Origin of the sequence: Vibrio sp. Vb2880 (assembly GCF_033337975.1) — a bacterium.
GTDB classification, from domain to species: Bacteria; Pseudomonadota; Gammaproteobacteria; order Enterobacterales; family Vibrionaceae; genus Vibrio; species Vibrio alginolyticus.
Genome location: NZ_JAWORT010000017.1, coordinates 57,611 through 80,022, shown reverse-complemented (window position 1 = coordinate 80,022; position 22,412 = coordinate 57,611). Strand labels below are relative to the sequence as shown.

Below are 22,412 nucleotides of genomic sequence, written 5' to 3'. Positions count from 1 at the left end.
CATACTTTTTATTATGGCAAGTAGCGCAAGGATCATTTCAGTGTTTGCTAGGGTTTTAATCATGACGGCACTTCTGGTGCCGTTTTGCAGCTTTTCCACCGTCGTTTCTCTCGAAGCTTCAGCGCAAGTCGAGCAAGAGGGAGCGGTACAAAAGCTGTCTGTAGAAAAAATGATCCATTATCCAGAGGTGATTGATCAACTGTATCAAAGCACCAATTACCGTTTGAACTGGGAAAATGAAAGTGATATTGAGCAGTTTCTTTTTCAAGTAAACCTGGTTGCACTTGCGGATGTCACCGATGAATTCGAAAATCAACTTCACCGGATAAACCAAGTAAGGTGGCAGGGAGATAATCTCGACTTCGATTTAGTGATGACAGATTCACTCTTGATGTACCTTAGTTATCTTGAGCAACTCCCCGAAGAAGGGATTAATTGGCTATTTACAGACAAAGCCCATGTTACGTTACCCGCTCCTAGCATCGATACTTTATCGGTTCTGAGTAATGAGATTACGGTTGGCAAACTTGGTCAGTTTTTGGCAAGTCTCCGGTCTCCATTACAAACAGATGATGCTTTCTACTCCGCCTATTCTTCGCTATCGGAACATTCTCAGTACCAATATCCTGCCTATCAACAAACTGGGCTAGCACGTGTTGGCGATATATTAGAAAACAGACCCCTATTGATTGAGCGAATGGAGATCGTAGGCGTAGATGTTTCTTACTTGGATTTAGTCACTGAAGAATATGACGAACAATTAGAGCTTGCGATAAAAGAGTTCCAGCGTATTCATGGTTTGAAAGAAGATGGCGTTATCGGCCCGAATACCATTCGATGGATCAACTTTTCTCCTCAAGAGCGATTGCATCTGCTGGCGTTGAATTCTGAGCGTTCAAGAATTTGGTCGAAAGAAAGGGATAATGTTGTCTTTGTTAACGTGCCTGGATACGAAGTCACGTATTGGCATGATGGTCAACCCTTGTTTGAGTCTAAAGTTGTGGTAGGGAGAGCATCAAGAAAAACGCCCATCATGTCGGTAGCACTGGATTCAGTTATTCTCAACCCAACTTGGAACGTGCCTTGGACTATCATGGTTAAAGACATTATTCCTAAAGTAAAACGTAATCCGATGTATTTGATTAACCATAACATTCAAATCATTCGGTCTTGGACTTCGAACGAAATTATTGACCCTACAACCATCAATTGGGCAACGGTGAATCCGAGAACATTTCCTTATCGTATGCGACAGGCGTCGGGCTTACAAAATGCACTGGGATTGTACAAGTTCAATATGCCTAACCCACAAGCTATTTATTTGCATGACACGCCAAGTAAGAACTTGTTTGAACAGGACAGACGCGCATTCAGCTCAGGATGTGTTCGTGTAGAACATGCAGACCAGTTAGCAGAACTTCTGTTCAAAACTCAGGGGTTGGAAGAACGTTTAGCGAAAAAGCGAGAAAGTTCTCGTCGGTCTAACACGTCAGTTCCTTTGGGAGAGCGCATTCAAGTACACATCATTTATCAAACAGCATGGTTGGAAGAGGGAACGCTTTACTACCGTGATGATATCTATAAGTACGATCACCGCAGTTGAAATCTTTAAGGAAAATTTACAAAACGAAGAATTCTCTTTTCGTTCAATAATTAAGCAATAATTACTGCATCTGAAAATCAAGATGGAGCGTTTTATGCATTTGACGTGACAAATGTGTTTGGTTAATGTCCACGACTTGTCTAGTTGTTGAGCACTGTATTTTGAAATGGTAAGTCGTAACTTTTCCCGCCGAGATTTCCTTAAAATGACCGCTGGTGGTGTGGTGTTGGCGTCTGCCCTGCCATCATTTTCTTGGGCTTCACTCCCTGACGAGCCACGTGCGCTGGCGATGAACAATCTTAATACTGGAGAGATCCTCGAAACATGCTATTTCGATGGAAAACGATACATTAATGATGAACTTCAAAGGCTGAATGAGTTTTGTCGAGACCATCGACGGAATGAGGTTCATCCGATGGATCGACGCTTGTTCGATCAAATAAGCCAAATTCAAAAGTTAATTGGTACAGAAGCAGAGGTGATCGTCATTTCAGGTTACCGTTCTCCTGCCACTAACGCCTCGCTGCGCAACGGGTCTTCTCGTGTAGCGAAAAAGAGCATGCACATGGAAGGAAAGGCCATTGATTTTCGTTTAGACGGCGTGAAGCTTTCAACGGTTCGTGATGCTGCATTAAGCCTAAAAGCCGGTGGCGTGGGTTATTATCCAGGTAGTAACTTTGTTCATATCGATACGGGAGCTGTTCGTTCCTGGTAGTGCTAGTTGAGACAAGGTTTCTAGTCTCAGAACGTCGTCGATTACCCACAGTTCAAAGCTTGAAGTCGCTAGGCCTTAGTGTCATAGTTGCGGCAGTTTTCATGCAAATTTATTCGGTATAGGTTATCTATGGCTCTGAAATACCAAGTTGTTCCAGTAACATCTTTCTCTCAAAACTGTTCTATTGTCTGGTGTGACGAAACCATGAAAGGTATTGTGGTTGACCCAGGCGGCGATGAAAAGCAGCTCGCTATGCTTATCAAAGAGCTGGGTGTTGACGTGGTAAACCTAGTGCTAACACACGGTCACTTGGACCACGTAGGTGGCACGGAACCGCTGTCTGCACTGCTTGGCGGTACAGAGATTGTTGGTCCTCACAAGGCAGATAACTTCTGGTTGCAAGGTTTGGAAGGTCAGAGCCAAATGTTTGGTTTCCCGCTGACAGAAGCGTTTGAACCGCACCAATGGCTAAATGAAGGTGACACTGTCACTTTTGGTAATCAAGTGCTGAACGTATTCCACACACCTGGTCATACACCTGGTCACGTTGTGCTTTACAGTGAAGAAGCGCGTTTAGCGTTTGTGGGTGACGTTTTGTTTAACGGTAGCATTGGTCGAACTGACTTCCCACAAGGTGATTTCAATACGTTGATTAGTTCTATCAAAGAGAAATTGTGGCCTTTAGGCAATGATGTCACGTTTGTCCCTGGTCACGGCCCTCAATCGACTTTCGGTCATGAGCGTAAAACTAACCCGTTCGTTGCTGACGAGATGCCGCTTTACTAAAAGTGCGTGTACTAAGCATTATTCTGGCTCGGCGGCAGCTAAGTATCGCCGAGTCAGTCCCACAAAATCCTCAGCCTCACGATCTAGATCACTTGCTGATATAAATAGATCGTAGCCATAAAAGCCTCTCTGATACTTCATCCGGTTGGCGAGCATCGCTAACAAACCTTTGTACTCAATCCCATCTCTGTTTATATACGGTTTAGGGTCAAGCACTATATCCTCAAACTTATCTTCACACTGATTTTGTTTCGCGCCTAAGTAAAGCAGTGCTCGCTGGCTGAGGAGAATTTCTGTCGCTATACGAGGGCAGATTGAATTTAAGTAGGGCGAGTAGTGTTTTAGACGAATACCGATCCAAGGTAGCGGTTGGTGCCACCCTTCCTGTTGGTAGCTACAAATACCGATTGACTCAATATTTCGCCATCGGACGACCCAACCTCCTTTAAAAAGGTGTTGCTGAAAGTGAGAAGCTGTCAGCGTAAAAGTGACTTGGCTTTTCTTAATCATCAAGATGGCGAAACCAACGATTGCAGACATCAAAATGACCGACAACATGGCTTGCTTCCATCCCGGAGAAATGGCAACCAAAAACAAAGTGATGAGTGCAACAAGCAACAAAAGTATTCTGTTGATAGGGGAGTCGGGTTTGAAATGTGAATTTGTTAGGTGCAGCGTTTCCATGCTTATAACCTCATCGAATACTTGTCCAAAAATAAGTGGGTAGCTTTATGTGCATTGATTTGCATTTAAAATAAAACAAACCTCTGTTTTTATACCCAGTATTCAATAAATCCGTTCATAAAATATCTGATTAAATAGTAGACGTTCTATGCTTTGAGCGCATTTTTCATCGCGTTTCGCCGCTAAAACCTACAAATTGCTTGTGAATTTTGGTATAAAACGCGCTTCAAATTTTCATCCCTGCTGAGATGCAGTGAACTGGAGAAATATTCAATGAGACTTGCTCATAAGCGTAAAGTGCAGATGAAACTGCAAAAACGCATTAAAGCGACAGTAGCAAACTTAGCTGCAGCACCTAAAGCAGTGAAGCCTGTTGCGGAAAAAGCAGTAGCACCTTCTGTTGCTGAAAAAGCTGTTGCGGAGAAAGTAGTAGCTGATAAAAAAGTAGCTGCAGTGAAAACAGTTGATGTTGCCCTTACTCCTAAGCAACAACAAGTATTAGACATCGTTATGGCGAATGCTGAAGGTATTAACCCTAAAGGCATCGGTCTAGCTGCAGGTCAAGAAGATACTAAAGCGGCATCATGGGCTACTGGCGCACTAAAGAAGCTTCTTGAAGAAAACCTAGTTCAAAAAGAGCAGTTAGCAGGTAACAAAGTTATCTACAAAGCAGTTTAATTACCGCTACCGTTCTAGATTGAATACCTCGGCCGATGCCGAGGTATTTTTTTATCTTGGTATTGGAAATAATGCATTAAGTACTGACTTTAACACTGCCAATAAGTGGTTTGTCACATTTTCTTAAATACTATGTAAATTTTTTGGCAGAAAAATACGTACGTATTGTCTTTTATTTTTATTCATAGATAAAAATATAATTTATTGATTTTGCTATTAACAGTCTTTTGTCATGACGGTTGTCCTACGTACTTGTACGTAATACCTTAGGCTAATGCCTTATTGATGAATTACTCGCTTCCGTGTTCATGCCCATTTCGCATTAGACAACATTGTTACATCTTTTATACCGAATACAGCCAATCCTAATGAAATGGATGACAACAATAACCTTGGTGATAAAGGACGTGAACGATGAGTCTAATCCAAAAATCTTTAAAACGAGTGCTCAAAACAACCGCTGTCGCTGCCGCGATGGCACTCGCAGCGACTTCTGTAAACGCTGCTGAAAAAGTCTATCGTTTAAAGCTTGCTGAAACTTGGGGGCCTAATTTCCCAATTTTTGGTGATACCACAAAAAACATGGCCAAAATGGCGGAAGAGATGTCCAACGGACGTTTGCAAATCCGCATTGATTCCGCAAACAAGCATAAAGCGCCTTTTGGGGTGTTTGATATGGTTAAGTCGGGTCAGTATGACATGGGGCACTCAGCGTCTTATTACTGGAAGGGTAAGGTTCCAAACACACTTTACTTCACTTCTATGCCCTTCGGTATGTTGCCAACTGAGCAGTATGCATGGTTTTACTACGGCGGTGGTATGGAGCTGATGGAAAAAGTGTACTCTCCACATAACTTGATGTCTTTCCCTGGCGGTAATACCGATACTCAGATGGGCGGGTGGTTCCAAAAAGAGATCAAGTCCGTCGAGGACTTACAGGGTTTGAAAATGCGTATCCCAGGGTTTGCTGGTGAGATTTTGGCTGAGTTAGGTGCCAAGCCAACGAATATCGCCCCTGGTGAGCTATATACTTCTCTAGAGCGTCGCACAATTGATGCCTTGGAATGGGTTGGTCCATCGCTGGATCTACGTATGGGCTTCCACAAAATCGCGCCTTACTACTACACAGGTTGGCATGAGCCAGCGACTGAGCTTCAGTTCCTCGTTAACAAGCGTACCTGGAATCGTCTACCTGATGACCTAAAAGCGATTTTGCAAGTAGCCATGAAAACGGCCGCTTACGATATGTACACGCAATCGAAACACGAAAGTGGCAAAAACTGGGCATCTATTAAGTCTGAATACCCAAATGTTGAAGTAAAAGATTTCCCACCTGAAGTAGTAGCTGCGTTGCGAGAAGCAAACGATCGTTTGTTGAAAGAACATGCAGAAAAAGATGCTTTGGCGAAAGAGATTCAAGAGTCGCAAGCGAACTATATGAATCAAGTTCGACCATGGTCAGATATTTCGCACCGAGCGTACTTAAACAGTCAAGCTCAACAATAACGTTATGAAGCAGGCGATGCCGAGAGGTTTAGCCTGCTATCGAAGCCCAAGAAAACTTCATAATGAATGCTCCGCACCATAGCGGAGCGCATCTAAACGTTCCACGGAGTTCGGAATGAGAAGTCTTATTTATATTGAGCGATTATTTAACCGCTTTAGCGATTTCCTCGGATGGTTATCCAGCATCCTGTTTATTTTGTTGTTAGCAAACGTTGTGTACGACGTTGTCATGCGTTACGTGTTTAATGATGTGTCTATCGCATTCCAAGAAATGGAATGGCATCTATTCTCTGCCGTGTTCTTGCTTGGTGTGCCTTACGCAATTAAGTCCGGTGGCCATGTTCGCGTCGACATTTTTTATGAACGCTTATCTTACAAAGCACAATCCATCATCGACATCATAGGCACACTATTTTTCTTAGTCCCTTTTTGCCTACTGGTAGCTTGGTTTGGTGTTGATTTCGCTAAGGAAAGTTACGCGTTAGGCGAGACGTCTGGTGACCCAGGTGGCTTACCATATCGTTGGATTATCAAAGCGATGATTCCGCTGTCATTTTTCTTTATGGCGGTGAGTGGTATTGGATTGTTACTTCATTCAATCAACAAAATTGTCAACCCTCATCTCATCTATGCCGGTAATAACGGTAAGTCGTAAAAGGAAGTCATTATGATCGGTATAGTGATGTTTTTTGTTGCGCTCTTTGCGCTTCTATTGGGATTTCCCGTTGCCTTTACTTTTGGTGGTATCGCGCTGATTTTTGGTGTTTGGGCTGAAGGCATCGAGATGTTTGCTTTTATGCCATATCGAATTCAGTCCATTATGGAAAATACGGTGCTAATGGCCGTACCGCTGTTCGTTTTTATGGGGCTAGTGCTACAGAAAACGAAGCTTGCTGAACAGCTACTAGAATCAATGGGGCGTTTGTTCGGTGGCGTTCGCGGTGGTATCGCTATTTCTACCGTGTTAGTTGGCGCATTGCTTGCGGCTTCAACGGGTGTGGTAGGCGCATCAGTTGTTGCGATGGGCTTAATATCTCTTCCTGTGATGCTCAAGTACAATTACGACAAAGGTTTAGCGTGTGGGACTATTTGTGCGTCTGGCACGTTGGGCCAAATTATCCCACCTTCTATCGTGTTGATCTTGTTGGGTGATGTACTTGGCGTACCGGTAGGGGACCTATTTCAAGCTGCGATCTGGCCCGGTATTACACTTGTTGGCGCCTATGTGATCTATATTCTCATCTACGCGAAGTTGAACCCTCAAGCCGCACAGGCGATAGAGCGCGATGAGTCGATCAGTCGTAAACAAGAAGTGCTCACCGCACTGAAAGCTGTATTGCCACCTTTAGCATTGATCATCGTGGTATTGGGCTCCATCTTTGCAGGGATTGCAACACCAACAGAGTCAGCGGCACTGGGCGGTGCAGGTGCGATAATTTTATCACTATTGTATAAACAGTTTAGTTGGTCGATGATTTATGATGCATCAAAAGAGACAGTTAAAGTAACCGCAATGGTCTTTGCGATCTTACTTGGTGCGACCGCCTTTTCAATGGCATTTACCTACACTGGTGGTGATTATTTAGTTGAAGAGTGGATGTTAGAACTGCCGGGTGAAAAGTGGGGATTCCTTATTATTACCATGGTGGTGATTCTGATTTTAGGTTTCTTTATCGACTTCGTTGAAATCTGTTTTATCATCGTGCCAATTATTGCGCCAGTCGCTGAATTGATGGGCATTAATATGACGTGGTTTGCGATTCTTATTGCGATGAACTTACAGACGTCGTTCCTCACACCGCCATTTGGCTTTAGTTTGTTCTATCTAAAAGGTGTCGCTCCAGCAGGGGTTACTACGCGAGATATCTACAAAGGTGTGATGCCATTCATCGCGATTCAGATTGTTGTGTTGGCGTCTTTGCTGTTTTTCCCAGGTTTTTACGGTATGAGTTAATCACTCGATAATAAAGAGATTTTGTGAACTGAGAGTTTTTACCTTTTGAGACAAGTTGTTAAGCTGTTAATTATGTCTATGCAGACACAATCGATTCGTTTGTACTGCTAAGATAGTAAGCTGTAAAGGCAGCGTTTCATGGAGGGAAGGGATGCCTCTCAAAGCAAAGTTAATTCTGCTGACACTGATACCCGTGGTATTGGTGTCAGCGAGTATCAGCTGGATCTCTATCTATCAAACCAAGACCCTTGGCAAAAGGGAGGTAGAGATCTTTCATCAAAACCTGATCCAATCAAAAGAAGCGGCGCTGAAAGATACGGTCGACGTCGCTTTTGACTCCATTTCTTACATCTACAACGATCCGACTTTAGAAGAGAGTGTTGCCAAAACGCGTGTGAAAGCGATTTTAAATCGTTTGAGTTATGGGTCGGACGGCTATTTTTTTGCTTATGATAAATATGGTACCAACCTTGTACACCCAGTTCTTCCGGAGCTTGTCGGGGAAAACTTACTCTATCTTGAAGACGAAAATGGCGATCGCTTAATCGAAGCTTTATTGTATCAAGCGCAATCTGGTGGTGGATTTCATCAGTACCTGTGGCAAAAGCCATCTACGGGTGAAGTTGTCCCTAAGCTTAGTTACGCTGCATGGCTCGATAAGTGGGAATGGATGATAGGGACTGGGCTGTATATTGAGGATGTAAGCCGAGAAGTCGCCAATATGCGCGCGGCGGTGAACAAAAATATCGAAACGACATTTTTCTCAGTCGTCGTGATCTTAGCGGTGACCGTTGCTGTAATCATTGTTCTCACTTTGGCGATCAATCTGCACGAGCATCGCCTCGCTGATAAGAACCTGAAAGAACTGGCACATAAAACCGTGATGTTCCAAGAAGATGAGAAAAAGCATTTAGCGCGAGAACTGCACGATGGAATCAATCAGTTGTTAGTCTCCAGTAAATGTCATTTAGACTTAATGAGTCATAGACTGGAAGACGAAAAACTCAAATCCCACTTAGATAAATCACAACGATCGCTCGTTACCGCGATAAACGAGGTGCGGCATATTTCTCATCAGCTCCGTCCAAGCGCCCTCGATGATATCGGTTTAGAAGCAGCACTGACGACCTTGCTACAGGACTTTCATTCCCATTCCGGGATTGATATCGAGAGCAATTTCGATACTCAGCAGCATAAACTGACTTCGGAAGTCGCAACGACACTATATCGCGTCGCTCAGGAGTCTTTGAATAACATTGAAAAACATGCGCGAGCGAAAAAAGTAACGGTTACTTTGCAAAAAATGGGCAATATGCTGCAATTACTCATACGTGACGATGGGCTTGGATTTGTGGTTAACCATGCAGTGCACCAACAAGGGATTGGGTTAAGGAACATGCAAGAGCGTGTAGAGTTCATCGGTGGTGAATTTGAGCTAATGAGTGAGCTTGGCTTGGGAACAGAGATTACCGTGCTGCTTAATTTGGATGAAATAGTTTATGGATAAACCGATTAGTGTAGTGATTGTCGATGATCATCAAGTGGTATTGGATGGCTTCATGGCTCGTTTGGAGTTAGAGCCTGACATCGAAGTGGTGGGTACAGCAAGTAATGGTTTGGAAGCGATAGAGGTCGCAAAGCACTTGCAACCGGACGTCATATTGATGGATATCAGCATGCCAATAATGAACGGTATTGAAGCGACTGGTGTGATTAAAGAAGCTCGCCCAGAGAGCAAAATACTTATGTTGACCATGCACGATAATCGCGAGTACATCATGAAGGTCATGCAAGCTGGTGCCGTAGGATATATGCTCAAGGAAATCTCGGCCGAGAAAATGGTGCAAGCAATAAAAACGGTGAACCAAGGCTCGACGTATTTCTGTGAATCCGTCACACAAACACTCTTTACCCAAGAAGTGGTGCCTGCCACGCAAAAAACGAATCCTCTCAGCCGCAGGGAAGAAGCGGTACTTAAATTAGTTGCTCAAGGAAACAGCAGCAAGAAAATCGCCACTTTACTCAATATTAGTTATCGAACGGTAGAGACGCATCGCCATAACATTAAGCACAAGTTGGACTTACATTCGACGGCAGAGTTAGCAAAATATGCGTTTGAAACTGGGTTGACTGAGTAGGAGAGTAGTGCCCGCAAAAAGCGAGCACGTGGGAGCGAAACTAATCGGCTTTGGTAATGCTACCAAGCTCTAGCATTGGAGCAACATCGATGTCCTCTGCATTCATCATCGTCGAGATGCGTTGAACGGAAGATAGTAGAAGGGATTGCTCCCATTCTTCCAATTTTTGGAATCGATTAATGAAGTGCTCTTGCAGCGGCGTTGGTGCTTGTTTTAAGGCTTCTTGGCCCTTGCTCGTAAGTACAGCATGCACTTTACGCTTGTCTTGAACACTGCGCTGACGCTCAACAAACTGGCCTCGTTCTAGTCTATCTAGAATGGTCGTTGCGGTCGCTTGGCTCATGTTAGTGTGGCTAGACAACTGTTTAATCGTCACGTTATCTAAGTCATTGATAGCGCGCATCAAAATCAACTGTGGAGCAGTCAATCCAGACTCTTTGCTCAGCTTTTTAGAATGTAAATCAATAGCGCGGATGATCTGACGAATCGAGACCAATACTTCTTCGTACTTTTCCAATTTATTCATCCAGTCTGTAGGGAACATTTATCGAGGCGACACTAACTTAAATGCGCCCTTATTTAAAGGGGGGAAATCAAAAATTACCTCTACAATTTTACGCCGTGTCCTCAATACCATTTTGTCGCGCCTTTTCGACAAAATAAGAAGAGCTAAAATTATTATAGCAATAAATGTTTGTGGTCTAACTATTGTAGTAGTGATTTGTTCTATCAAAGGCCGTAACCACACAGTGAAAAGTAAGTTATTGGATTTTTTAATAGCAAAAAGATAGACAAAAACGTGTCAAATGATAGGATCTTGCGCCTTCACGGAATGCAAAACGTATCGTGTTCGAAAGATTTTTTTGTTTGGTACGTAAAAACACTACAAAAATAGAGAGGAACGATGACAAAGGGTATAGATAAGTACAGTATCGATAGTACCGACTATACGGTAGGTCAGGACAACGTTCAAAAATGGGGTTTTGATGTTCATAACCCAGTTTTTGGTATTAGTGCAGGTTTAATTGCGCTGTTTCTTGTCGCTGCATTAGTTCTAGATGCACATACCGCAAAGACGGCACTTGATGGGCTGAAGTGGAAAATTATTGGTTCATTCGATTGGTTGTTCATTATTGCAGGTAACATTTTCGTTATTTTCTGTTTGGCGCTTATCGTCTCACCAATGGGTAAGATCCGACTAGGTGGTAAAGACGCTGTTGCCGATTACTCGTTTATGTCATGGCTTGCAATGCTATTTGCAGCTGGTATGGGTATCGGTTTAATGTTCTGGAGTGTTGCAGAACCTGTCGCTTACTTCACCGGTTGGTATGAAACGCCACTTGGTGTTGAGGCAAATACACCAGAAGCCGCGAGATTGGCACTGGGTGCAACGATGTTCCACTGGGGCCTTCACCCATGGGCAATTTACGGTGTTGTAGCACTTTCTTTAGCATTCTTTGCCTACAACAAAGGTTTACCGCTATCTATGCGTTCGATCTTCTACCCACTTCTGGGTGATCGTGCATGGGGTTGGGCTGGCCACATTGTGGACATTCTGGCTGTGCTTGCGACTTTATTTGGTCTTGCTACATCCCTAGGTCTAGGTGCGCAGCAAGCAGCAAGTGGTATTCATCACGTATTTGGTGTTGAGCCAGGCCTAGGTCTGCAAATCGTCGTTATTACCGTGGTGACTTTACTTGCTGTTGTTTCAGTCGTACGCGGCATCGATGGTGGTGTTAAAGTCATTAGTAACATCAACATGGTTGTGGCGTTCTTGCTACTTCTCCTTGTTGGTCTTATCGGTTGGGCGGCGAGCCTAGGTTCGATTCCAACCACACTTATGGCATATGTAGAGAATATCATCCCACTAAGTAACCCGTTTGGTCGTACGGACGAAGCTTGGTTCCAAGGCTGGACAGTGTTCTACTGGGCTTGGTGGATTTCATGGTCGCCATTCGTAGGCATGTTCATCGCGCGTGTTTCTCGTGGCCGTACCGTTCGCGAGTTCATCACAGCAGTTCTGCTGGTTCCAACTGCGGTTACCGTTGTTTGGATGTCTGTATTTGGTGGCCTGGCGATCGAGCAAGTTGTTGATAAAGTAGGTGAGCTGGGCACAAATGGCTTGACTGACGTATCACTTGCTATGTTCCAAATGTTTGATGTTCTTCCATTTGGTAGCATGCTTTCTATCATCGCTGTTGTGTTGGTACTTGTGTTCTTCATTACGTCTTCTGACTCTGGTTCACTTGTTATCGACAGTATCACGGCAGGTGGTAAAGTCGATGCACCTGTACTTCAACGTGTCTTCTGGGCATTCATGGAAGGTGCAATTGCGGTTGCTCTGCTATGGATTGGTGGCTCCGAGGCGGTTCAAGCTCTTCAGGCTGGTGCCATTTCTACAGCACTGCCATTTACCTTCATTCTGCTTGCAATGTGTGTGAGCTTATTGATGGGTATGCGAACTGAGCGTCAGTAATTCGGCATTTTATAAAACCGTTTACTAACAATTAATCAAAAGGCCAGCAATTTGCTGGCTTTTTTTGTGCGGTTTTTATGACGATCGAGACAAAAAAATGACACATGAAAGTTCATATTTTACAAAGAGTTAATGTGCTATTTTGTTTTTTAAAAATTAGTGAATAGTCGTAAAAAAGTGTGTAATATTCATGCACCTTAACTGTTCTCCCAACTCAAAAAACTATAAATATGAAATTATCATTAAAACAAAAGCTTATAGGCGCAAGCCTTTCTGCTGTTGTTGTGATGGCAACAGCACTTACTTGGTTGTCGGCTGGTCAATTATTTGATCAGACTCGTTCAGGTGTCTATTCACGTGCGCAAAGTCTTAGTACTACTGCGTCAGAGGGAATTTCTGATTGGGTCAATATCCGTAAAGATATTGCCACTGCGTTCAACGACTACTCGACCGAGCAAGACGTTGTTCCTTTCCTACAACAAGCTCGCAAGGCTGGTGGCTTCGATGACATCTTCCTTGGTACACCAAACGGTGATATGTACCGCTCTCATCCGGAGCGTAACCGTGCTGATTATGACCCTCGCACACGTCCTTGGTACAAGGATGCTGATGCCGCGGGTAAGCAAATCATCACAGCCGCATATCAAGACGCAATCACGAATGCACTACTTGTGACCATTGCTGAGCCAGTAATGAAAAATGGTCAGTTTGTTGGTGTTGTTGGTGCGGACGTACTGATCGATCAGCTTATCAGCGATGTGATTAACTTAGATGCAGGTGAAAACGCGCATGCGATGCTAATCGACATGAATGAAGGCACCTTCTTAGCGCATCCAGATAAAAGCTTGACGCTTAAGCCTATCACCAGTGTTCTAAAAGATTTTTCAGAAGAGGCAATTGAGCGCGCCGCCGATGAAGGTCGTATCGAAGATACGGTAATCAAAGGAAAAGAGAAGCTTTACTACTTCAATAAAGTTCCTGGTACGCATTGGATGTTTGCGATTGAAATGGATCGCGCAACAGAAGAAGCAGGTCATGCGGTATTGCTACGAGATCTATTGTTTACTGCTGTGGCGATCACGATTGTGGTTATTCTTGCAGTTTCTTGGCTAGTTGGTTTCTTGTTCCGTGACTTGAACCGCGTATCAAATGCACTGGAAGAAATTGCATCTGGTGAAGGTGACTTAACGCAACGCCTAGAACCACGCAGTGATGATGAAGTAGGTAAACTGGCGGAAAACTTCAACCGTTTTGTTGGCAACATGCACACAATGGTTACTAAGCTTAGCCACGTATCTTCTGCGCTTTCAGAGCAAGCACGCACGACAGCACAGCAAGCTGAGGAGCGTAGTCAGCGTATCTCTTACCAGCAAGATGAAATCAACATGGTGGCGACGGCCGTGAACGAAATGGCAGCAGCGACACAAGAAATTGCAGGTAATGCTGATAGCACGGCAAGTAACTCAGAAGAAGCGGTTCAAGCTTGTTCACACGGTTCAAGCCAAGTAACTCAAACGCAAGGCTCTATTCAGAACTTAGCGCAAGAAGTTCAAGTTGCTACTGATGTGATTCAAGAGCTAGAAGCACACGGAAATAGCATCAATACGATTCTATCAACGATTCAAGGCATTGCAGAGCAAACGAACCTACTTGCACTTAACGCGGCGATCGAAGCGGCACGTGCAGGTGAGCAAGGCCGTGGTTTTGCTGTGGTTGCAGATGAAGTCCGCGTATTGAGCCAACGTACTCATGCTTCAACGCAAGAGATTCAAGAAACTATCGAGATGCTACAAGGCACAACAGCCAAAGCGGTCGGTATTATGGGTGACAGTCGTCGTCTAGCTGATACCAGTGTTGATGATGCCAATGCGGCTGCAGCGAGCTTGACGCAAATCCACACTGCTGTTGAGCGTATCAGTGATATGGCAACGCAGATTGCTTCAGCAGCAGAAGAGCAAGCATCGGTAACCACTGAGATCACTCGTAACACTGAAGGTATTCGTGACGTGTCTAACGAGTTGTCAGTCGAAGCTCATCAAGCAGCAGAACAAGCTGCTCACCTGTCTGAGCTATCACACGAACTTGAACAAGAGATTCAACGCTTTAAGCTGTAATCTTGTCTCAACCTAAGTAAAAAGGAGCCATCTGGCTCCTTTTTTGATCGCTATTAAGCGTGAAGTATACTACAGCCAGAACTCACTGATGGGTTGCTCTTCACTGTAATGATGGGCGATTTGCGCTTGCAGTAACTCTGCGGTAGCAATTGCATCGGTTAATGCATGGTGAGGCGTATAGTCTGGCAGCCCATAACGGCGTCGAGATTGTGCTAGCCGAACCGATTCTGGTTTTTTCCCTTTTAAACGCTCCCAGAGAGAGCCTGAACGTTTCTGTTGAATCGTTTCTTCAAGGTGCAGCGTATCTAAAACAGGAAACTCAATACCTTCCCCTAAACGGCTTTTGAGCGCTTTATCCAGAAACTCTCTCTCGATACGACGGTAATGAACAACAATGATTTTCCCGCTTAAGCATGGTAGCAGCTCGCTTAAGATATCGCCTAAGTCAGGCGCATCGATCAATTCGCTGTGAGTAATACCGTGTATAATGACTGAATCTTCATCGAGTGCACGCTGTGGACGTACCTTCCAATGACGCGAGTTACGTAGGAAAATTCGCTTCAGGTTAAACGGCACCAAACCAATAGTAATGATGTCATGTTTTTCAGGATTCAAACCCGTCGTTTCGAAATCTAACGCCACGAACTCTACCTCAGATAACGGTGTTTCTGGAGCAGGCGGCTTGTTGCTATAAAACGCAATTAAATTCTCATCTTTCGCCATCTCCAGCTTTTGTTCAAACTTCGTTGGCCACTGAATGGTTGGCTTCTGAAAGAGCTTTTTAATCATGCTAAACCTCACTTAAAGCTCTTGTTCGCTTGGTAGCGGAACTTAAGGAAATTTTGACCATTGCTTAGGATCTGGAATGCATCCTTTAGGTTGCGACGTTCAAACTCAGAGAGGTTTTCCGGTTCGATATTGTTATCAGGATCAATGCCTAGTTCCACATCCGTCGCTTGGTGACGAATACGCACCATGGAAATAAACTCTAACGCGTCTTTTAAGTCTTGTGCTCGACCTTTTGGCAAAATGCCAGCATCAATAATGTCGTCAAGACGCTCAAACGAGTTCTGTGCACGTGAACCAACCGCCAGAGAGTGAACGCGAATTAAGTCGACCAGAGGAGCAGTACCGCGACGTTTGAGGTTGATGGAGTTGTTGTGTCTGCCATCTTTTTCCATCACGAAGTCTTTAAAAAAGCCTAGAGGTGGTGTTCTGTTTAGTGCGTTACGAGCCAAACACGCTAAGAAGCGGTTGTTCTTTCGAGCGCGACGAACAATAAAGCTAGTTAACTGTTCTGCCCATTTTAAGCGGCCATAGACGCCATCCAAGTCGAAAAAGATGGAGGCGTTGAGTAGTGCTTTCGGGTTCGGGTTATCAATCCAGTCAGCAAAACACTCTTCCCACTCTGAACGAGTCATGCGCCACAGTGGGTTGGTTGCCATAATATCGCCTGTGCAATATTTGTAGCCACAGGCATCTAACCCATCGCTGACGTATTTTGCTAGGGCTTCGAAGTATTTACCATGTTTCTCTTCTTGATAAGTTTCATCTAGAATGATGGCGTTATCTTGGTCAGTTACCAACAGTTGCTCATCTCGCCCCATTGAGCCAAGTGCAAGGAAACAATAAGGAATTGGCGGTGGGCCAAGCTCTTCTTCTGCCATTTCTAGCAGACGCTGTTTGAAGCTTCGGCCAATGACCGACATCGCGCTACCCACCATGTGAGAGTTGGCATCTTCATTGACCAAACGCACGAAGCTGCTTTTCACTTCTTCGGCAACAACTGCTAAATCTTCGATAGTCTGTTGTTGGAAAATACTACTCACCAACAACAACGAATTCTGAGATTCATAACGAACAATGTCGGTTGTTTCGATAATACCGATTGGTAATTGGTTTTTTACCACTGGTAGGTGATGTACGTTGTAACGCAGCATCGTTAACATTGCTTCATAGATGTAAGCGTTGTGGTCAAGAGACATGACCTCCGTGGTCATCACACTGGACACATCGTCCTGTGGGGACAAACCTTCAGCTAACACACGGGTACACAAGTCACGGTCAGTAATGATACCAAGTACTGGGGACTGTGGATCGTCTTCGTCACGAACGAAATCTGGGTCGACGATAAGTAAAGCCGATACGTTGTCATTCGCCATTTGCTGCGCGGCTTGCTGGATTGTCTGACCACGATCAATCGTATGAGCATCGCCAGTCAGCAAGGTTTTCACTTTTGACGTCGTCAGGTCATTGGCGTCTTTGTTTTCTGAAATGGCTTGGCGTAAACGAGCGCTATTTTCAACTTCAACAAAATCCGCAAAGGAATCAAAGTTATCGTAAATTTCTTGGAAAATGTCACCAGGAATACAGTAGAGCAGGGTATCCTCAATGGCTTTTACCGGAAAGCGGACTTTGTTATTGGTGAGCATGCCCATCTGGCCAAATAGGTCACCTTCGTCAAGGCGGTTATAAAGCTCACCTTTGCGTCGATAAACTTCAACAACACCGCTTCGCACCACGTATAAATCTTGGATATAGTCTCCAAAATGGATGATGGGGGTATCTTCTCGGTAGTACGAGATTTCGACACTCTCTGTCACCTTGTTTAGTGTTTCTTCAGGGAGTTCATTGAACGGGGGATACTTGGCGAGAAAGTTGTAAATCTCGAGAAGTTCTGCATCCATCGAAGGCGCCTTTTAGTTCGCAAATAATAAAGTAATCTTAACTTAGTTTTAAAACAGAGTCTTATCTGAACCGCGATTTTCGTGCTCAGTCATAAGATTCTGACATATCGCACGATAAGGGAGCTTCATTTTTACTACTATATGGCCACCTCAATTGAAAAAGACGTCGTCGATATGTTTTCTTCGTGATGACTGATTAGATCTTTGGCTGTTTCAGATCGTTATCACGTCTTTAGATTACGCTATTCTTCTTGAGCCAAGTAGCTCAGGCGATGGAATACAGTGTTTAGATAATTCTCATGAAAGGAAGTCGAATGGTGAGAAATTTATTGCTTGTTTCTTTAGCTGCTTTGCCGGCGATATCAAGCGCAGCGGTCATGGACCAAGCAGAAAAATTTGGGTACGAACACATTCATTTGGATGTTGGTGCCGGAACGACAAACGAAGAATGGTTAGATAACTCTAATGCGACCACAGTTGGACTCGGTGGTAACTATTTGTTTACTGAGAACTGGTTGTTTAATGTTGATTACTCAGCGCAGTTTTTCCATCCGGATGATTTTACTCTTCGCATTGACCGCCTTTTGTTTGGTGGTGGTTACCGCTACGGAGTTACAGAGCAATTCGATATCTACGGGCTATATGGAATAGGCGCAATCAAAGCGAAAGCGACGGACGACAAAACGGATAATACGTTGTCTTCCGATAGCGAATTGATTCAAGCTGTAACTGTTGGGGTGAATTACTTGCTAAGTGAAAAGCTTATTGCGACAGCTGAAGTGGAGTTGAACCGTAGTGATATCGTTGATGAGAACAATTTTAAGATCGGTCTTAACTACCAATGGCATAAAGTCATCGGCACTGGTCTTTTTTATCAGTTTAGAGATACTGATTACAGCGGTGAAAGCTCAGATTACGTCAATGAAGTAGGGCTGAGTTTGAAGTTTGTCTACTAGATCGGACGGGTTCGTTTTTGGCGTTAAGTTAAAACAAAAAAGGTCAGCTTATGCTGACCTTTCCTTTTAATAAAGTATGCGACAGTCGATTATAAAACCGCTGCAATGCCTTTACACAGAGGGCCCATATTTGACTTCGTCATACCAGCAACACTGATTCGGCCAGAACCGACAATGTAAATACCGAACTCTTCTTTAAGGCGGTTAACTTGCTCTTTAGAAAGACCAGAGAAAGAGAACATACCATTTTGACGTTCGATGAAACTAAAGTCTGCGTCCACACCCTCTGCTTTTAGTGTCGCTACAAATAGTTCACGCATTTCTTGAATACGGTCACGCATTTCTGCTACTTCAGCTTCCCATTCCGCACGCATTTCGGCGTTGCCAAGAATGTGAGTCACGACAGCGCTGCCGTGTGCAGGTGGGTTAGAGTAGATAGAGCGAATAATGGCTTTAACTTGAGAAAATGCGGTTGTTGCGACTTCTTCTGACTCAGCTACTAACGTGAAGGCACCTACGCGTTCATTGTATAGGCCAAAGTTTTTCGAGAAAGAGCTCGCGACTAGGATTTCTTTGTTGTATTTAGCAAAAGTACGAAGACCTGCAGCATCTTCTTCCACACCTTTAGCAAAGCCTTGGTAGGCGAAGTCGAACAGAGGAAGCAATTTCTTCTCTGCGATAAGTTTCGCCAATGTTTCCCACTCTTCAGCCGTAGGATCGATCCCTGTAGGGTTGTGACAGCAGCCGTGTAGAAGCACGATGTCGCCTTCAGATGCAGATTGCAGATCATTTAGCATCGCATCGAAGTCTTTGTCTTTTGTTTCAGCATTGTAGTAGCTGTATTGTGCCGTTTCGATACCAGCAGCAGTAAATACGCCGTTGTGGTTTGCCCATGTAGGGTTGCTGATCCAGATCTTTACATCGCCTAGTTGACGTTTAATGAACTCGCCGGCAACACGTAGTGCACCAGTACCACCCGGAGCTTGAGCTGTTTTAGCGCGTTTTTCGTTTACAATTTCTGCATCAGAGCCGAAAAGCAGTTTTTGCACTGCAATGCCGTACTCTGCTGTGCCTTCGATGGTTAGGTAAGATTTGGTTTTTTCAGTTTCAACAAGTGCTGCTTCAGCTTTCTTTACTGTCGCAAGAACGGGAGTTTCGCCTTGCTCGTTTTTGTAAATACCTACGCCAAGGTTAATTTTGTCTGCGCGAGCATCTTTTTTAAACTCTTCAGTAAGGCCAAGAATAGGGTCAGCCGGAGCGGCAACTACTTTTTCAAACATAATCTTCATCCATGTTAATCGAAGGGGTGTGCTAACATTTATACCTTTCAGCAATATTGGTTACAACCGTTACTGAAAAGAAAACCTAAAAAAGTTGCGATTTGAAACAGAATTCTAACATAACTAAAGTTTTTGCCATGAAAACGTTTGGTAGGCACAGAGTTTGAAGGGCATTTATGCCATGGTTGGAGAAGTTTTGCACACATCCCAATCGTTTCAATTCAGTGCTTTGCGTTAACGCGTTTATAGTTGTCTAGTGAGGATTTGTTGAGACAAAAACGCCCCACCAAAGGTGGAGCGTTTACTGTTAGAAGTATGGATATCGGTTGGGGTTATTTCTTCAGATTGATTTCCGACTCAACCGCATTGGTTTCGATGTCAGGGTTAGAAGAAAGTTTTTCAGTCGCCCAGTCGTTCATATGCTTTAAGATCGCTTTTAATGCGTGCTTTTCGGTTGGTACTTCTGTCTTTTCAACTTCAAGTTTTTGCTTCGGATGCGTACCCGTCGCATCTTCCGCAACGTGTAACCAATCTGGGTGCCAGTAATAAGGTTGGCCGGAAGGAGAGCTCCAAGAATGTACGCCGTTGGATTCACCTTTGTATTTAATATCTTCTTCGTTGTATTTCGCCATTATTGTTTTCTCTCATAATCCATGAGTTGAGGTGTGCATCACCATTACTATTTAAATGTAACAGATGTAATGAAAATTAATGTGATAACAATCGACTTATTTTGCCCTTTGAGCGCCATAGAAGATGCGTACTTCTCATTCAGAAGAATTTACTATTTGGCAGGTTTTAGCTTTATCTGTGTTTAAAGCATACGACGATGGATTCGCCTACCTAATGCTATTCTTGAACGGTGATAGAGCCTAAACTACTCGTCATTCAAGTGTTTGAGAATCGCCGCTTTTGCATGCTCTTCTGTCGCTGTTTCTCCATCAGGGACTTCAAGGTCAGCCTTTTTGTGTTCACCCAAAGCATCTTCAGCGATATGCAGCCAATCAGGATGCCAATAATAAGGGGTGGTACTGCCAGGATGGTCCCAACTATGTACACCTTTATGTTTTCCGCGATACGAGAGATCGTCCATTGTAAAAACTTTCATCGCTTCCTCCTGATTTAAAGACCGTAGCTCGAAGTGAGTTTAACGCACTCAGTCCAACGTAAAACCTTGGCTTTTAGGTATTGCAAAGATGTGAGGCAATATGTGTGTAACGGTCAAAGTATGGGATATAAACGCTCACTTCGTGGCTGAAATATCTATTGATAAGCTTGATAAATTACGTTGCTAAATTGAATACTCCCATATCAGAATGCTGGCGCGAAGTATGCTATGGTGCGGCTGTAAGTGAAATGAGGGAAACATGAACCGATACCGTCAACTGGCTGAGCTGTTCAAAACGCAGATTCAGCAAAATACATGGAGAGCAGGGGAAAAGCTGCCATCAGTGCGTGTAACAAGCCGAAACCATTCTGTCAGCGCAGGTACGGTATTACAAGCTTATCAGCTGCTCGAAGCACAAGGTTGGGTCGCAGCGAAACCTCAGTCTGGATACTTTGTGACTGCGGAGTTGGACCGCTTCGAACCGAGTTCTCCAGCCACTTCCGTTTATCGCTCCAGCATCAACGATGAACTTTACGACTACCTCAAAAATCAGGCCTCACCGAATGCGGTGAAGTTTGGCTCCGCGTTTCCAGACCCTGCATTGTTCCCATTAGAAGCGCTAAACCGCAATCTAGCCAGCTCAGGCAGGAAGATGGGGGCAGAGACGTTATTGGATAACTTGCCGCCGGGCTGTGAGTCTCTACGCCGTTTGATTGCTCAACGGTACATCCAACAAGGTATGGTGTTTACCCATGATGATATTGTCGTTACTTCTGGCGCATTAGAAGCGTTGAATTTGAGCCTTCAGGCCGTGACCCAGCCTGGAGATACTGTTGTAGTTGAATCACCGACGTTTTATGGCGCACTTCAAGCGATTGAACGTTTAGGTCTAAAGGCGATAGAAATAACGGTGGATCCGTTAACTGGACATTCAGTGGATCAAATTGAAGCGACTTTTGCCGACAATGATGTTCGCGCATGTTGGTTAATGACTAACTTTCACAATCCAACAGGAACTTTATTAAGTGACGGGCAGAAGCAACGTATCGTCGAACTGGCTGATAAATACGATGTGTACTTGATCGAAGATGATGTGTATTCAGAGCTTTATTTTTCTGAAAAAAAGCCAAGCTCACTTAAAGCTTTTGATACACAAGAGCGCGTGTTGCATTGTGGATCATTTTCAAAAAGCCTTTGCCCTGGCTATAGGTTGGGCTGGGTGGTAAATAAACGCTTCAATGCGCAACTTCAAAAGCTGCAACTTATCTCGACGTTGTCAGGCAGCGCACCAATCCAGCAGGGTATCGCGCATTACTTGCAAAACGATAGTTATGATAGCCATCTTAGAAAACTGCGAAAGAATCTTGAGCAGCGGCAATTGTCGTTTATTGAACTGGTTGATAAGTACTTTCCCCAATCGATTCGTTACACGCAACCGGAAGGCGGCTATTTTCTTTGGATAGAACTGCCGAAAACAAAGTGCGGAAAAGCGATTTATCAGAAGTTATTGGAAGCGAACATCACTGTAGCATTTGGTCAGTTGTTTTCTATCGCTCCAAATTATGAGAACTACCTGAGGCTTAATACATCGTTACCTGTAAATGATGAATTAGAACAAGCCGTGAAGACGGTCGGAGAATTACTTCATTAGCCAACTGTTTACCTGTTTTTTGCTCAAACTGTATCAGTGGACGATACCGAAGCTGTGTTTCAATCATGGGCAGACA

20 protein-coding genes are annotated in these 22,412 nt (G+C 44.1%); 13 read left to right on the top strand and 7 right to left on the bottom strand.

The genetic code is table 11. The annotated features are described in order from the left end of the window. Nucleotides 1–61 precede the first annotated feature (61 nt). From R7M92_RS17655 to R7M92_RS17645, 3 genes are all read left to right on the top strand, one after another. Complete coding sequence (locus R7M92_RS17655; RefSeq protein ID WP_005376852.1) at nucleotides 62–1,603, top strand: L,D-transpeptidase family protein; 1,542 nt, start codon at nucleotides 62–64, stop codon at nucleotides 1,601–1,603. Between the two features lie 166 nt (nucleotides 1,604–1,769). After that, nucleotides 1,770–2,318, top strand: coding sequence for a DUF882 domain-containing protein (locus tag R7M92_RS17650; RefSeq protein ID WP_031778936.1), 549 nt, complete (start codon nucleotides 1,770–1,772; stop codon nucleotides 2,316–2,318). A 129-nt stretch (nucleotides 2,319–2,447) separates the two neighbouring features. Continuing rightward, a complete protein-coding gene (locus R7M92_RS17645; protein ID WP_005376855.1) occupies nucleotides 2,448–3,104 on the top strand; it encodes an MBL fold metallo-hydrolase in 657 nt (218 codons plus the stop codon). 18 nt (nucleotides 3,105–3,122) lie between these two features. Here the strand turns inward: R7M92_RS17645 and R7M92_RS17640 are convergent, their stop codons facing one another. Next, nucleotides 3,123–3,788, bottom strand: a complete 666-nt coding sequence (locus R7M92_RS17640; RefSeq protein WP_005386825.1) for a DUF2982 domain-containing protein — start codon at nucleotides 3,786–3,788, stop codon at nucleotides 3,123–3,125. Nucleotides 3,789–4,061: 273 nt separating this feature from the next. Between R7M92_RS17640 and R7M92_RS17635 the strand changes: the two genes are divergently transcribed. The 6 genes from R7M92_RS17635 (at nucleotide 4,062) to R7M92_RS17610 (ending at nucleotide 10,064) form a co-directional block, all read left to right on the top strand. Next, complete coding sequence (locus R7M92_RS17635; protein WP_005376863.1) at nucleotides 4,062–4,466, top strand: hypothetical protein; 405 nt, start codon at nucleotides 4,062–4,064, stop codon at nucleotides 4,464–4,466. 414 nt (nucleotides 4,467–4,880) lie between these two features. After that, a complete protein-coding gene (locus tag R7M92_RS17630) occupies nucleotides 4,881–5,972 on the top strand; it encodes a TRAP transporter substrate-binding protein (RefSeq protein WP_017636112.1) in 1,092 nt (363 codons plus the stop codon). A gap of 115 nt (nucleotides 5,973–6,087) precedes the next feature. Then, nucleotides 6,088–6,627: a TRAP transporter small permease subunit gene (locus R7M92_RS17625; protein ID WP_054574734.1), complete on the top strand. Its 540-nt coding sequence runs from the start codon at nucleotides 6,088–6,090 to the stop codon at nucleotides 6,625–6,627. Between the two features lie 12 nt (nucleotides 6,628–6,639). Further along, complete coding sequence (locus R7M92_RS17620; protein ID WP_005376871.1) at nucleotides 6,640–7,926, top strand: TRAP transporter large permease; 1,287 nt, start codon at nucleotides 6,640–6,642, stop codon at nucleotides 7,924–7,926. Between the two features lie 151 nt (nucleotides 7,927–8,077). Continuing rightward, nucleotides 8,078–9,433 (top strand): cache domain-containing protein, encoded by a 1,356-nt coding sequence (locus R7M92_RS17615; protein WP_053306569.1) that lies wholly within the window; start codon nucleotides 8,078–8,080, stop codon nucleotides 9,431–9,433. Continuing rightward, complete coding sequence (locus R7M92_RS17610; protein WP_005376875.1) at nucleotides 9,426–10,064, top strand: response regulator; 639 nt, start codon at nucleotides 9,426–9,428, stop codon at nucleotides 10,062–10,064. Before R7M92_RS17615 ends, R7M92_RS17610 begins: the two co-directional genes overlap by 8 nt. 40 nt (nucleotides 10,065–10,104) lie before the next feature. Here R7M92_RS17610 and R7M92_RS17605 read toward each other — a convergent pair whose 3' ends face one another. Next, the gene (locus tag R7M92_RS17605; RefSeq protein WP_005376877.1) at nucleotides 10,105–10,581 is read right to left on the bottom strand and encodes a MarR family winged helix-turn-helix transcriptional regulator; all 477 of its coding nucleotides are present in this window, start codon (nucleotides 10,579–10,581) and stop codon (nucleotides 10,105–10,107) included. Between the two features lie 387 nt (nucleotides 10,582–10,968). On the opposite strand from R7M92_RS17605, the gene R7M92_RS17600 reads away from it, so the two are divergent. Continuing rightward, complete coding sequence (locus R7M92_RS17600) at nucleotides 10,969–12,540, top strand: BCCT family transporter (protein ID WP_005376879.1); 1,572 nt, start codon at nucleotides 10,969–10,971, stop codon at nucleotides 12,538–12,540. A gap of 230 nt (nucleotides 12,541–12,770) precedes the next feature. After that, the gene (locus R7M92_RS17595; RefSeq protein WP_005376880.1) at nucleotides 12,771–14,654 is read left to right on the top strand and encodes a methyl-accepting chemotaxis protein; all 1,884 of its coding nucleotides are present in this window, start codon (nucleotides 12,771–12,773) and stop codon (nucleotides 14,652–14,654) included. Nucleotides 14,655–14,723: 69 nt separating this feature from the next. Here R7M92_RS17595 and R7M92_RS17590 read toward each other — a convergent pair whose 3' ends face one another. Both R7M92_RS17590 and R7M92_RS17585 read right to left on the bottom strand, forming a co-directional pair. Next, on the bottom strand, nucleotides 14,724–15,443 hold the full coding sequence (locus R7M92_RS17590) for a 3'-5' exonuclease (RefSeq protein WP_005376881.1): 720 nt from the start codon (nucleotides 15,441–15,443) through the stop codon (nucleotides 14,724–14,726). A gap of 8 nt (nucleotides 15,444–15,451) precedes the next feature. Then, a complete protein-coding gene (locus R7M92_RS17585) occupies nucleotides 15,452–17,341 on the bottom strand; it encodes a DUF294 nucleotidyltransferase-like domain-containing protein (RefSeq protein WP_017636107.1) in 1,890 nt (629 codons plus the stop codon). Nucleotides 17,342–17,655: 314 nt separating this feature from the next. On the opposite strand from R7M92_RS17585, the gene R7M92_RS17580 reads away from it, so the two are divergent. Then, complete coding sequence (locus tag R7M92_RS17580; protein ID WP_017820457.1) at nucleotides 17,656–18,297, top strand: outer membrane beta-barrel protein; 642 nt, start codon at nucleotides 17,656–17,658, stop codon at nucleotides 18,295–18,297. Nucleotides 18,298–18,386: 89 nt separating this feature from the next. Here the strand turns inward: R7M92_RS17580 and R7M92_RS17575 are convergent, their stop codons facing one another. From R7M92_RS17575 to R7M92_RS17565, 3 genes are all read right to left on the bottom strand, one after another. Continuing rightward, complete coding sequence (locus tag R7M92_RS17575; RefSeq protein ID WP_042522780.1) at nucleotides 18,387–19,577, bottom strand: amino acid aminotransferase; 1,191 nt, start codon at nucleotides 19,575–19,577, stop codon at nucleotides 18,387–18,389. 332 nt (nucleotides 19,578–19,909) lie between these two features. Beyond that, the gene (locus tag R7M92_RS17570; RefSeq protein ID WP_005376885.1) at nucleotides 19,910–20,209 is read right to left on the bottom strand and encodes a hypothetical protein; all 300 of its coding nucleotides are present in this window, start codon (nucleotides 20,207–20,209) and stop codon (nucleotides 19,910–19,912) included. A 245-nt stretch (nucleotides 20,210–20,454) separates the two neighbouring features. After that, complete coding sequence (locus R7M92_RS17565; protein WP_017636104.1) at nucleotides 20,455–20,685, bottom strand: hypothetical protein; 231 nt, start codon at nucleotides 20,683–20,685, stop codon at nucleotides 20,455–20,457. A gap of 259 nt (nucleotides 20,686–20,944) precedes the next feature. Between R7M92_RS17565 and R7M92_RS17560 the strand changes: the two genes are divergently transcribed. Continuing rightward, entirely contained in the window at nucleotides 20,945–22,336 is a 1,392-nt protein-coding gene (locus R7M92_RS17560) for a PLP-dependent aminotransferase family protein (protein ID WP_318133914.1), read from the top strand. Nucleotides 22,337–22,412 lie beyond the last annotated feature (76 nt).